This is a genomic window from Herbaspirillum sp. YR522 (genome assembly GCF_000282575.1).
In the GTDB taxonomy this organism is placed as follows: Bacteria; Pseudomonadota; Gammaproteobacteria; order Burkholderiales; family Burkholderiaceae_D; genus Herbaspirillum.
The window spans coordinates 38,619-51,243 of the sequence record NZ_AKJA01000104.1 but is presented as its reverse complement, the minus strand read 5'-3'; the positions used below and the strand labels follow the sequence as shown (position 1 = coordinate 51,243).

Annotated in this window: 12 protein-coding genes; 7 read left to right on the top strand and 5 right to left on the bottom strand. The window is 67.5% G+C overall.

What is annotated here, in order from left to right:
- Positions 1 to 13: 13 nt before the first annotated feature.
- The 5 genes from PMI40_RS13735 to PMI40_RS13715 form a co-directional block, all read right to left on the bottom strand.
- Positions 14 to 1,285 carry a type II secretion system F family protein gene (locus tag PMI40_RS13735; RefSeq protein WP_008116385.1) on the bottom strand — a complete coding sequence of 424 codons (1,272 nt, stop codon included), beginning with the start codon at positions 1,283 to 1,285 and terminating at the stop codon, positions 14 to 16.
- Positions 1,272 to 2,471 (bottom strand): GspE/PulE family protein, encoded by a 1,200-nt coding sequence (locus PMI40_RS13730; protein ID WP_008116383.1) that lies wholly within the window; start codon positions 2,469 to 2,471, stop codon positions 1,272 to 1,274. Before PMI40_RS13730 ends, PMI40_RS13735 begins: the two co-directional genes overlap by 14 nt.
- A 105-nt stretch (positions 2,472 to 2,576) precedes the next feature.
- On the bottom strand, positions 2,577 to 3,839 hold the full coding sequence (locus PMI40_RS13725; RefSeq protein ID WP_008116382.1) for an HlyC/CorC family transporter: 1,263 nt from the start codon (positions 3,837 to 3,839) through the stop codon (positions 2,577 to 2,579).
- A gap of 137 nt (positions 3,840 to 3,976) precedes the next feature.
- Positions 3,977 to 4,930, bottom strand: a complete 954-nt coding sequence (locus tag PMI40_RS13720) for a glyoxylate/hydroxypyruvate reductase A (RefSeq protein ID WP_008116381.1) — start codon at positions 4,928 to 4,930, stop codon at positions 3,977 to 3,979.
- Positions 4,927 to 5,784, bottom strand: coding sequence for an IclR family transcriptional regulator (locus PMI40_RS13715; RefSeq protein WP_008116379.1), 858 nt, complete (start codon positions 5,782 to 5,784; stop codon positions 4,927 to 4,929). The genes PMI40_RS13720 and PMI40_RS13715 overlap by 4 nt, the downstream gene beginning before the upstream one ends.
- Positions 5,785 to 5,951: 167 nt before the next feature.
- Between PMI40_RS13715 and PMI40_RS13710 the strand changes: the two genes are divergently transcribed.
- The 7 genes from PMI40_RS13710 to PMI40_RS13680 are packed head-to-tail and all read left to right on the top strand — an operon-like array spanning position 5,952 to position 12,613.
- Positions 5,952 to 7,040 (top strand): ABC transporter ATP-binding protein, encoded by a 1,089-nt coding sequence (locus PMI40_RS13710; protein WP_008116378.1) that lies wholly within the window; start codon positions 5,952 to 5,954, stop codon positions 7,038 to 7,040.
- 32 nt (positions 7,041 to 7,072) lie between these two features.
- On the top strand, positions 7,073 to 7,897 hold the full coding sequence (locus PMI40_RS13705; RefSeq protein ID WP_008116377.1) for an ABC transporter permease: 825 nt from the start codon (positions 7,073 to 7,075) through the stop codon (positions 7,895 to 7,897).
- A 4-nt stretch (positions 7,898 to 7,901) separates the two neighbouring features.
- On the top strand, positions 7,902 to 8,696 hold the full coding sequence (locus PMI40_RS13700; protein WP_008116376.1) for an ABC transporter permease: 795 nt from the start codon (positions 7,902 to 7,904) through the stop codon (positions 8,694 to 8,696).
- Positions 8,693 to 8,983 carry a (2Fe-2S)-binding protein gene (locus PMI40_RS13695; protein ID WP_008116375.1) on the top strand — a complete coding sequence of 97 codons (291 nt, stop codon included), beginning with the start codon at positions 8,693 to 8,695 and terminating at the stop codon, positions 8,981 to 8,983. Before PMI40_RS13700 ends, PMI40_RS13695 begins: the two co-directional genes overlap by 4 nt.
- Positions 8,980 to 10,398, top strand: coding sequence for an NAD(P)/FAD-dependent oxidoreductase (locus tag PMI40_RS13690; RefSeq protein ID WP_008116374.1), 1,419 nt, complete (start codon positions 8,980 to 8,982; stop codon positions 10,396 to 10,398). Before PMI40_RS13695 ends, PMI40_RS13690 begins: the two co-directional genes overlap by 4 nt.
- Positions 10,395 to 11,564 carry an FAD-binding oxidoreductase gene (locus tag PMI40_RS13685; protein ID WP_008116372.1) on the top strand — a complete coding sequence of 390 codons (1,170 nt, stop codon included), beginning with the start codon at positions 10,395 to 10,397 and terminating at the stop codon, positions 11,562 to 11,564. Before PMI40_RS13690 ends, PMI40_RS13685 begins: the two co-directional genes overlap by 4 nt.
- Positions 11,561 to 12,613, top strand: coding sequence for an ABC transporter substrate-binding protein (locus tag PMI40_RS13680; protein WP_008116370.1), 1,053 nt, complete (start codon positions 11,561 to 11,563; stop codon positions 12,611 to 12,613). Before PMI40_RS13685 ends, PMI40_RS13680 begins: the two co-directional genes overlap by 4 nt.
- The last annotated feature ends 12 nt before the right edge of the window (positions 12,614 to 12,625 follow it).

Below are 12,625 nucleotides of genomic sequence, written 5' to 3'. Positions count from 1 at the left end.
TGTTAGACCCGCTCTAGAGCACCGACCCCATATTGAATATCGGCAGGTACATGGCCACGACCAGGCCGCCGATCAATATGCCCAAAACCGCCATGATAATCGGTTCCATCAGACTGGTGAGCGCATTGACGGCATCGTCGACCTCGCGCTCGGCCAGCTCGGCCACGCGTGCCAGCATGGCATCGAGCGCACCCGATTGCTCGCCCACGGCCACCATCTGAACCGTCATCTCCGGAAACACGCCACTGTCGCGCATGGCAGCATGCAGGGTGGTGCCGTGGCCGACGGCTCGGCGCATGGCGAGGCTGGCTTCGGCAAAGACGATGTTGCCGGCGCTGCCGGCGGCGCTCTCCAGCGCATCCACCACCACGATACCGGCGCCGAAGAGGGTGCCGAAGGTACGGCTCCAGCGGGCGATGGCGGCCCGCCGCAGCAGGCCGCCGGCCAGCGGCAGCGACAGGCTGGCGCGTTGCCAGGCCTGGCGCACGCCGGGGCGTCGCAACAGCAACCTGGCGCCGACGCCGGCCAGCACCAGCGCGCCCAGCAGCGGCAGCCAATGGCGTGCCAGGCCGCGCGAAAGGGTCACCACCACCCGGGTCGGCCACGGCAGCTCGGCGCCGAAATTGCGAAACATCTCTTCGAACGAGGGCACCACCCACAGCATGATCACCACCGTCACCACCATTGCCGCGGCCAGCACTGCGCACGGATAGGCCAGCGCGGCCCGGATCTTGCCGCGCAGCGCCAACGACTTCTCGCGATACAGGGCGATACGATCGAGCATGCTGTCGAGCATGCCGGCCAGTTCGGCTGCCCGCACCAGGTTGCATACCAGCGGTTCGAACTGGCGCGGGTGGCGCGCCAGGGCTGCATGCAGGCTTTCGCCGGCGGCGACGTCGGCGCGTATTGCCTGCAGCAACGGCGCCATCTCGCCCCTGCCGTCGTCGGTGGCGATGTCGAGCGCCTGCAGCAACGGCAAGCCCGCCTGCAACATGGTGGCCAGCTGGCGCAAGAAGGCCGCCACCTGCTTGTCGCTGATCCGGCCGCGAGCGCGCCCGGTGGCCCGGCGCGTCGTCGCCGCAGCGCCGCCGCGGGTGCCGGCGGCGCCGATACGCGCCACGCGCAAGCCTTGGCGGCGCAGTGCGGCGCGCGCCAGCGCCACGTCGTGCGCCAGGATGGTGCCGCGTTGCGGCAGCCCTTGGCGATCGAGTCCCTCCCACTCGAACGGCCGCTGGCGTGCGGCCGAGGAGGTCGACGGGGCAGGTGTGGGTTCAGGTGCAGGCAAGGACTTCCCTCAGGCTGGTCTGGCCTCGCAATACCTTGAGCAACCCGGCGCGGCGCAGGTCGATGATGCCTTCGCCGCGCGCCTGGCGGGCCAGGTCCTGGGCGCTGGCGTTGGCCAGGATCAGTTGCTCGATGCCGGGGCTGATCGGCATGACCTGGTACAGGCCGGTACGGCCCCGATAGCCGCTCTGGTTGCACTGGCTGCAACCGCGTGGCTTGAACAGGGTCGGCCCGGCCGCCGTGTCGGCCTCGCAGAAGCCGGCCCGGTGCAGCAACTCGGGCGCCAGCGTCAATGGCTGGCGACAGTCGCACAGCTTGCGCACCAGCCGTTGCGCCACGATCAGGGTGACCGACGAGGCGATGTTGAAGGCCGGGATCCCCATGTTGAGCAGGCGCGTGAGCGTGGCCGGCGCGTCGTTGGTATGCAGGGTCGACAGCACCAGGTGGCCGGTCTGCGATGCCTTCACCGCAATGTCGGCGGTGTCGAGGTCACGGATCTCGCCCACCATCAGGACGTCGGGGTCCTGGCGCAGGAAGGCACGCAGCGCGGCGGCAAAGTCGAGCCCGGCGCGCTCGTTGATGCTGACCTGGTTGACCCCTGGCAGGTTGATCTCGACCGGGTCCTCGGCGGTGGCGATATTGACCCCGGGCCGGTTCAGCAATTGCAGGCAGGCGTACAGCGAGACGGTCTTGCCGGAACCGGTGGGGCCGGTCATCAGCACCAGGCCATGCGGCTTGCGGATGGCCTGCAGCAGCGCTTTTTGTTGCGCCGGTTCATAGCCCAGCTGGTCGACGGCCAGCGCAGCGGGCGCGCCGTCGAGCACACGCAGCACCACCTTCTCGCCGAACTGGGTGGGCAGGGTCGACACGCGCAGGTCGACCCTCCGACCGTGGTCGAGGGTGACCCGCATCTTGCCGTCCTGCGGCAGACGCCGCTCGGCAATGTCGAGTTGCGCCAGGATCTTGATGCGGGCCGAAAGCTTGGTCTTGAGCGACAGCGGTGGCGGCGGCATTTCGTGCAGCACGCCATCGATGCGCAAGCGCACGCGGCAGACATGCTCGAACGGCTCGATATGCACGTCGGAGGCGCCCAGGGCGACGGCATCGGCCAGCAGCTTGTGCAGCAGGTGCACGACCGGGGCATCGTCGCGATGGTCGCCGCGGGGGGGCGGGGAGGGACTGTCCAAGGGATTGGCCTGTCGACAAGGAAGACGCCGGGCAGTCTCCCATATCGGCAGGGGGTACGGCGCGCGACGGCACGCCATCACGGCAATTGCGGACCCGACTCGAATTTATCCGATCAGCTTGACCATGCGGATCGACTGGTTCTGCACCTGCACGATCTCGATGACGCAGCCGGCGATCTTCATGGCCACGTTGGCCTCGGGGATGTCCTGCAGGTATTCCAGCAGCATGCCATTGAGGGTCTTGGGGCCGTCCAGCGGAAACTGCAGGCCCAGCCGCTTGTTGATATCGCGCAGCGTGGTGCTGCCTTCGAGCAGGCAGGTACGGTCGGCATCCCAGGCGAAACCTTCCGAGCTGCCGGGCGACGAAGTGGTGAATTCACCGATCATTTCCTCGATGATGTCCTCCAGCGTGACCAGCCCCTGCACCTCGCCGTATTCGTCGACCACGATGCCCAGGCGCTCGTGGTTTTCCTGGAAGTAGGCCAACTGGGTGAAGACATCGGTATCGACCGGCACATAGTAAGGCGCGGCCAGCAGCGCGCGGATGTCGTCGTGGGTGAGATCGTGCTCGTGGTTGAACAGCGAGATGGCCCGGCGCACATGCAGGATGCCGGCGACCTGGTTGATCTCGCCTTCGAACACCGGCAGCTTGTTGTGGTAGCAGGTGGCGAGCTGGTGCAGGATCTCGCTGATCGGCGTATCCAGGTTCAGGGCCTCGACCTGGGCGCGCGGCGTCATGACGTCTTCCACCGAGATATTCTTCAGGTCGAACAGGTTGAGCAGGATGCTCTTGTGCTTCTGCGGGATGAAACTGCCGCCCTCGAGCACGATGGAGCGCAGTTCCTCGGGTGAGATCCGTTGCTCGGCGGCGCGCGCGCCGACCTTCACGCGCAGCACCTTGAGCACGCCCGAGACGAAGATGTTGACGAACCAGATCAGCGGCTTGGCCAGGCGCATCAGGGGTTTGAGCACCAGTCCGGTAAACAGCGAGATGCGTTCCGGATAGGTGGCACCGATCACCTTGGGCACGATCTCGGCAAAGATGATCAGCAGCCCCGCCACGCAGGCGGTGGCGGCGGTGATGACGCGCTGGTGGTTGCCGAATGCGGCGATGGCGATGGCCGTCACCAGCGCCGTGGCCAAGGCATTGATGGCGGTGTTGGCGATCAGCACCAGCGACAGCAGGCGGTCAGTACGGTCCAGCAGCCACAGGATGGTGATGGCGCGTCGGCTGCCTTGCTTGGCGAGATGACGCAAGCGGTGGCGGTTGGCCGCCATCAGCGCTGTCTCGGTCATCGAAAAGAACGCCGAGAGCAGGATCAGGACGAAGAGTGCAGTCAGCAGCACCCATAAGGGTACGGATTCCAAGGGTCGCCGTCAGGTAAGTGGGCCTCGGGAGAGGCAACGGGCGAGTCGCTATATTGCTTTTTGACAACTATAGCGCCAGGCCAGGGAGCGCCAAAGTCTAGACGATGGCCCGCCTTCGTGCAAGTTGGCCGCCGCCGTCAATATCCGCGCACCCGGTCGTAGACGTGCGCCAGCGGCTGGCCGGCTTCGAACGCGGCGATCGTCAGCGCCGCCTGGCGCGCGCGCTCGCGGCGCGAAGGCGTGGCCGCCCCATGCGGGGTGACGATGATGCGCGGATGGCGCCAGAAGGGGGCTGCCGCCGGCAGCGGCTCGGTGTCGAACACGTCGAGCAGGGCTGCGCCGAGCTGGCCGCGATCGAGCGCGGCCAGCAGGTCGGCATGGTTGACGTGGCTGCCGCGGCCGACATTGATGAACCCGGCGCCGCTCGGCAATTGCGCCAGCAGGCGTGCGTCGACCAACTGCCGCGTGTCCTCGGTATCGGGCAGCAGGCAGATCAGGATGTCGGTGCGGGCCAGAAAGGCCGGCAGGTCGGCGGCGCCGGCGAAGCACTGCACCCCCGGCTCCTGGCGTGCCGAGCGCGCCCAGCCGGCGGTGATGAAGCCCATTTGCGCATGCAGGCGGGCGCAGGCCATGCCCAGCGCGCCCAGGCCCATGATGCCCACGCGCGTCTCGCGCGCGGTGCGCGGGGTCGAGAATTCGGTCCATTCGCAGCGTGCCTGCTGGCCGATCACGCGCGGCATGTCCTTCAACAGCATGAGGCTACTCATCAGCGTGAACTCGGCCATGCGCTGCTGGGTCTCGGGCGTGACCATGCGCACGATCGGCACTGACGCCGGCAACTGGGGATCGGCCAGGATATGGTCGACCCCGGCGGCGCTGCTGAGGATCGCCTTGAGGTTCGGGTAGCGGGCCAGGCGCGCGGGGTCGGGTTGCCATACCAGCGCGTAGTGCACCGCCTGCGGATCGACCTCGGGATCGTTCCACTCGCGTACCTCTACCGGCGCGGCGAACTCGGCCAGGTGGGCGCGCCATTGGCCGATGGCTTGCGGGCCGCCGGACTTGACCAGCAGGATCGGAGTGGTGCTGTTCATTGGCTTGGCTCCATGGCGGGCGACGAATGCATTGGCCGGCGCAGTGCCGGGTCGAAGGGATTGATGCGCGCCGACAAGGCCTCGGCCTCGCGCTTGAGCATCTGCACCACGGTCGGCAGGCGGTCTGCCGACAGGCGCGCGGTGAGCGTGCCCACGCTGAGGGCGGCGACGATGGCGCCGCTGCGATCGAACAGCGGCACCGCCAGTCCGGCCATGCCATCGAGCAGGCCGGCCTGGCGCGCGGCATAGCCGCTTTCGCGCACGCGCTCGATCTCGGTGCGTAGATAGACTTCGTCGTAGACGCCGAACTCGCGCAGGCGCGGTACGTTGTAGCGGATCACTTCCTCGCGCTCGGCCGGCGGCAGGAAGGCCAGGATCGCCAGCGCGCCCTGGCCCACGCCCAGCGCCACGCGCCCACCGATGTCGCCGGTGAAGGCACGGATCGGAAACGGCCCGTCGATACGATCGACGCACACCGCATCGAAGCGCGAGCGCACCAGCAGGAACACCGTGTCGCCCAGGCTGCCGCACAGGCGCAGCAGCGCCGGCCGGCACAGGCTGCGCAGGTCCCAGGCGTTGCCGGCGCGCGCGGCCAGCGAAAACAGGTCCATGCCGAGCCGGTACAGCTTGCTGTGGGCATCCTGCTCGACCATGCCCTCGGCCACCAATGCCTGCAGCAGCCGATGGGTGGTGCCCTGGGTCAGGCCGACGGCGCGGGCGGCCTGCGTCACGCGCATGCCCGTCGGCGGTGCGTCGGCCAGGGCGCGCAACACCGCAAAGGTGCGTTGCGTGCCACTCATGGCCGCCGCAGCGGGCGCGGCCGGGGTGTCGTGATCGGGTGATTCAGGGGCCATGTCTGGTGGTCGGAACGGTCAACGAAGGTGATGCCTAGTTATTTCAATGAGCGGAATAACTATTAAAAAAATACTGCTCTGCGAAATAAGATATCAGAAGTGGCAAGGAAATTGCATGGGATGTGCAGCAAGCTGGAAATTTCATTCATGCAAAACGGGGCCCTGCCATGTCTTTTCTCACACTGACCAATGTCAGCAAGTTCTACGGTGATACCCAGGCGGTGTCGTCCTTCAGCTTGACCGTCGAGCAGGGCGAATTCATTTCGCTGCTCGGTCCTTCGGGCTGCGGCAAGACCACCACGCTGCAAATGATCGCCGGCTTCGAAAGCGTCAGCGGCGGGCGCATCGAACTGGATGGGCGCGACATCACCGATGCCAGCCCCAGTTCGCGCGGCTTGGGCATCGTATTCCAGACCTATGCGCTGTTTCCGCACATGACGGTCGAGCAGAACGTGGCCTTCGGCCTGGAGATGCGCAAGTGCCCGGCGGCCGAACGCCGCGAGCGGGTGGCCCAGGCGCTGGCGCTGGTGCACCTGGAACAACACGGTCGGCGTTATCCGCGCGAGTTGTCGGGTGGCCAGCGGCAACGGGTGGCGCTGGCACGGGCGCTGGTCATCAAGCCGCCGGTGCTGCTGCTCGACGAGCCCTTGTCCAATCTCGATGCCAAGCTGCGCGAGGAGATGCAGTTCGAATTGCGCGATATCCAGCGCAAGGTCGGCACCACCACCATCATGGTCACGCACGACCAGAGCGAGGCGATGTCCATCAGCGACCGCGTGGTGGTGATGGAGACCGGCCGCGTGACCCAGGTCGGTCCGCCCTTGACGGTCTACGAGCATCCGGCCAACCGCTTCATCTCGACCTTCGTCGGGCGCGCCAACCTGCTCGACGGCAATGTGCTGGGCGTGGCCGGGGAGCGAGCCGACATCGCCGTGGGCGGCATGATGCTGACGCTGGAAGCGGCCGACGCCGGCCTGCGCGGCGGCGCCCGGGTAGTGCTGGGCTTGCGTCCCGAGAAGTTGCATTGTGTCGCGTCCGGCACCGGCCGTTGCGACGGCCACGTGATGCAGCGTTTCTTCCTGGGCAGCCAGTGGATGTATACCATTGCCACGCCGCTGGGCGAGCTGTCGGTGCTGGCCGCCAACGATGGCACCCAGGCGCTGCAGGAAGGGCAGCAGACCGGCCTGACCTGGAACGACCACAGCCTGCGGCTGGTATCGTCGGTGCGCGCCGGCGGCGAACGGGTGACAGCGTGAGCCGCGCCGCTGCCCGAGGCCTGCCCTGGCTGATGTCGGCGCCGGCGATCCTGCTGTGCGCGGTGCTGCTGCTGGTGCCGCTGCTGCTGACCCTGATCCTGTCGTTCAATGGGTACGACGCCGACACCGGTCCCCAGGCCGGCAGCTTCACGCTGGCGCATTACCAAGCGGTGGTGAGCGACCCCTATTACTACGAGATATTCTGGCGCACCTTCTGGATATCGGGCCTGGTGACGCTGATCTGTATCGTCGTCGGCACCCCCGAGGCCTTCATCCTCAATCGCATGCGTCGCCCCTGGCGCTCGATCATGCTGCTGGTGGTACTGGCGCCGCTGATGATCTCGGTGGTGGTGCGGGCCTTTGGCTGGAGCATGCTGCTGGGGCCGGAAGGCCTGGTCAACGGCGCCTTGGCCGTCTTCGGCGTGGGGCCGTTCAAGATGCTCTACACCGAGATCGCGGTGGTGGTGGCGCTGGTGCACGTAATGCTGCCGTTCATGGTGATCCCGGTCTGGACCTCGCTGCAGAAACTCGACCCCACGGTGGCCAATGCCGCCCTGTCGCTGGGCGCGTCGCCGAGCACGGCGTTGCGTCGCATCGTGCTGCCGCAGATCATGCCGGGCGTGCTCTCGGGCAGCCTGATCGTGTTTGGGCTGTCGGCCAGTTCCTTCGCCATTCCCGGCTTGCTGGGAGGACGGCGCCTGAAGATGATGGCGACCCTGATTTACGACGAATACCTGCATGAACTGAACTGGCCACTGGGCGCTGCCATCGCCTTGCTGCTGCTGGCGGCCAACCTGGTGGTGATGCTGGGCTGGAACCGCATGATCGAACGCCGTTACAAGAAAGCGCTGGGCTGACACCATGAACAAGAACGGACCCCTTGCCCTGCTGTTCAATGCGCTGGTGATCGGCTTCATGCTCGCGCCCATCGCCGTGGTATGCGTGATCGCCTTCACGCCCGAGAACACCCTGACCATCCATGGCCCGGACTTTTCGCTGCGCTGGTTCAAGGCGGTGTTCGATTATCCCGACTTCGTCGGCTCGTTCTGGAACAGCCTGTGGCTGGCGCTGGCGGCGGCCACCATCTCGACCGCCATCGCGGTGCCGGCGGCCATGGCGCTGGTGCGCAGCCCCAACCGCTGGTCCGGTGTGCTGCAGGGCCTGTTCCTGTCGCCGTTGATCATCCCGCACCTGGTGCTGGGCGTGGCGTTGCTGCGTCTGTTTACGCTGGTGGGCGGTGCCGGCAGCTTCGGCTGGCTGATCGCCGCCCATGCGCTGGTGGTGATGCCCTACACCATGCGCCTGGTGATGTCGGCGCTGGTCGGGTTCGACCGCAGTGCCGAGCATGCGGCGCAGTCGCTTGGCGCTTCGCGCACCACGGTGTTGTTGCGCATCACGCTGCCGATGATCCTGCCCGGCATTACCGGCGGCTGGCTGCTGGCCTTTATCAACAGCTTCGACGAAGTCACCATGTCGATCTTCGTCACCTCGCCCTCGACGGTGACCCTGCCGGTGCGCATGTACATGTATGCCACCGAATCGATCGATCCGATGATGGCGGCGGTGTCGGCCTTGATGGTGGCGGTGACGGCGGCGGCCATGATCGTGCTGGACCGGGTCTACGGCCTGGACCGAGTATTGGTGGGGCGCTCATGAACCGCGCCCAATTGATCCGGGTGGCCGAGACCGATCGTCCACCGGTCGTGTTCAGCCTGGACGGACAGGTCGTCACCGCGCTGCAAGGCGATACGGTGCTCACGGCGGTGCTGGCCTGCAGCGGCCAGTTGCGGCGCAATGAATTCAGCGGCCAGCCGCGCGCGGGCTTTTGCATGATGGGGGCCTGCCAGGATTGCTGGATCGCCACCGCCGACGGCCAACGCCTGCGTGCCTGTTCGACACCGATACAGGCCGGCATGCAATTGCTCAGTGGAGTGCCGCGATGAGCCTGCCGCCTCCCGTGATCGTCGGCGCCGGTCCAGCCGGCGTGCGCGCGGCGCAGACCTTGGTGGCATACGGGCTGCGTCCGGTGGTGGTGGATGAAGCGATGCGCGCCGGCGGCCAGGTCTACCGTCGCCCGCCGGTCGGCTTCCAGCGCTCGCCCGGCCAGCTGTACGGTTTCGAAGCCACTCGCGCAGCCTCGGTACACGCCGCCTTCGACGGCCTGGGTGACGCCATCGACTACCGGCCGCAGACGCTGGTCTGGAACGCCCAGCCGGGTTTGCTTGACCTGCTGGACAACGCCACCCGGATCGCCACCAGCCTGCCCTGGCACGACCTGGTCGTGGCCACCGGCGCTACCGACCGGATCCTGCCTGTTCCAGGCTGGACCTTGCCCGGCGTGTATTCGCTGGGCGGCAGCCAGGTGGCGCTGAAATCCCAGGGGTGTGCCATCGGGCGCCGGGTGGTGCTGGCCGGGACCGGGCCGTTGCTGTACCTGGTGGCCTACCAATACGTGCAGGCCGGCGCCTGCGTGGCCGCGGTGCTCGACAGCAGCAGCCTGGCCGACCGTGTGCGGGCGGTGCCGGCCATGCTCGGCCAGCCCGCGGTGCTGGCCAAGGGCCTGTACTACATGGCCTGGCTTGCCAGTCGCGGCGTGCCGTTGCACAGTCGGGCGCAGGTGGTGCGGATCGACGGCCAGGACCGGGTGCAGGCACTGGTCTGGCAACAGCAGGACATGCAAGGCGATGGGCCAGGTGCGCCGGGGCCGCAGCAGCACATCGAGTGCGACGCGGTCGGCTTCGGCCATGCCTTGCGTAGCGAAACGCAGCTGGCCGACCTGCTGGGTTGCCGGTTCGGCTTCGACGCGGTGCAGCGGGCGCACCTGCCGTTGCGTGACGGCGCCGGACGCACCAGCGTGGCGGGGGTGTACCTGGCCGGCGATGGCGCCGGCATCATGGGCGCGGACGCCGCCGAGCTGGCCGGTGAGCGGGCCGCGCTGGCGTTGGCGCAGCAGCGCGGGATAACGGTCGACCACGCGCGCGCGGCCGCCATCGAGGCGCAACTGGAGCGCATCGGAAGATTCCGCGCCGGACTGGAACGGGCTTTCCCGTTCCCGCTGCGCTGGGCCGCCAGCGCGCCGGATGCGCTGGTGGTGTGCCGCTGCGAAAACGTCACCGCTGGCGAGCTGCGCGGCGCCGTGCGCGATTGTGGCGCGGCCGAGATGAATCGCCTCAAGGCGCTCACCCGGGTCGGCATGGGCCGCTGCCAGGGCCGCATGTGCGGCGTGGCCGCCGCCGAGATCCTGGCCCAGGCCAGCGGCGTGCCGCTGGCCGAGGTCGGCCGCCTGCGCGGGCAGGCACCGCTCAAGCCGATCCCGTTGGGAATGCAGGTGGCGCCTGAGGCCGGGGAGCGGTCATGAACAGGCTCGACTGCGATGTGTTGATCGTCGGCGGCGGCATCGTCGGTGCCTCGGCGGCATTGACGCTGGCCAGCGCCGGCCGCGCGGTGGCGCTGGTCGAGCGCGACCTGTGCGGCTCGCGCTCCAGCGGCATCAACTACGGCGGTGTGCGCCGCCAGGGACGCGCGCCGGTACAGCTGCCGCTGGCGCAGCGCGCGCACCAGATCTGGCAGCGCCTGCCGCAACTCATCGGTATCGATGGCGAATATGTGCGCACCGGCCATTTCAAGCTGGCACGCAGCCAGGCCGAGATGCAGGCGCTGGAGGCCTACGCCGAACTGGCCAGGCCCTACGGGCTGGAGATCGAATTGATCAGCGGCCAGCGCTTGCGCCAGCAGTGCCCATGGCTGGGCGGCGCCGCGCTGGGTGGCTCGTTGTGTGTCGACGATGGCCAGGCCAATCCGCGCCTGGTGTCGCCGGCCTTTGCGCGCGCGGCCGCCCGTGCCGGGGCGCAAGTCGTCGAGCGTTGCGAAGTGCTGGAGGTGGGGCATGACGGCAGCGCCTTCGTGGCCCATGCCCGGCACCTGGACGCGACCCTGCAGCTGCGCGCACCGGTGCTGCTCAACTGCGCGGGGGCCTGGGCCGGACGCCTGGCCGAGGCCTTCGGCGAGTACGCGCCGATGACCAGCGGCCATCCCAGCATGGCCGTGACCGAACCGATCAAGCAGTTCCTGCCCTGGAGCCTGGGCGTGGAGGGCGGTGCCATCTACTGCCGCCAGGTGGCGCGCGGCAACCTGGTGCTCGGCGGCGGACGCGGCTATGTGATCGACGACGCGCGCGCCCGCGCCTCGCATGATTCGATCCTGGCGCTGCTGCCGCAGGCGGTGGCATTGCTGCCGGCGCTGCGCCACGTGCAGATCATCCGCACCTGGAGCGGGGTCGAGGGCTACCTGCCCGACCGCCAGCCGGTGCTTGGACCCAGTACCCGCCAAGATGGCCTGCTGCACGGCTTCGGCTTTTGTGGCGCCGGCTTCCAGATCGGACCGGCGGCCGGCGAGGCACTGGCCGAACTGGTGCTGCACGGTCGCAGCAGCGTCGACCTGCAGGCGTTCTCGATTTCACGTTTTTCCCCATCCGCGACCCCTCAAGCACCATCACGCTTCATTCCAGAAAGGAAAGTCTCATGATCTCCCGCACTCGCTTCACCTGTATCGCGCTGGCCGTGGCAGGCCTGGCTGCCGGCACACTCCAGGCCCAGGCCCAGACCAAGACCCTGTACATCGGCATGAACGGCGGCAACATGGAAAAGACCTACACCCAGTCGGTGTTCGGTCCCTTCGAGCAGAAGAACAACGTCAAGGTGGTGGTGGTGCCGGGCGGCTCGGCGGATATCCTGGCCAAGGCGCAGGCAGCCAAGGACCGGCCGCAGATGCATGTGATGTTCCTCGACGACGGCGTCATGTACCGCGCCATCGGCATGGGCCTGTGCGAGAAGCAGAAGCCCAATCCGAACCTGGCCAACCTGTTGCCGGTGGCGCACATCAAGGACGACATGGCCACCGGCGTGACCATCAGCGTCACCGGCCTGGCCTACAACACCAAGGTCTACGCCGAAAAGGGCTGGGCGCCGCCCACCTCGTGGCTGGACCTGGCCGATCCCAAGTTGAAGGGCAAGGTGGTGTTCCAGTCGCTGTCGTCGTCGACCTTCGGCTTGCACGCCTTCCTGGCGTTCAACAAGCTCAAGGGCGGCACCGATGCCAATGTCGACCCGGCCTTCAAGGCCTGGCCGAGCACCATCGGTCCCAACGTCGTGGAGTACATCTCCAACTCGGCCAAGATCTCGGAGATGGCGCAGACCGGCGAGGCCGCCTTGTTTCCCTATACCCCGACCCAGTCGACCATCCTCAAGAGCCGTGGCATCCCGGTCGAATACGTCCAGCCCAAGGAAGGTGCAGTGGTGTTGATGGTGGCCCAGTGCGTGATCGCCAACAACAGCGAACCGCAACTGGCACAGGAACTGGCGGCTTACCTGCTGAGCCCGCAGGCGCAGGCCAAGGCGCTCGAGGCCGGTACCTACAACCCCACCAACACCAAGGTGCAGGTCAGCGGCGCGGCGGCCGCCGAGCAGGCCCGCATGAACGAGATCGTCAAGAATTCGCGCACCGTCGACTGGGACGAGATCAACAAGAACCGTGCCGTCTGGAACACCCGCTGGAACCGTACCGTGGAGCGCTGATCGCCCGCAAGC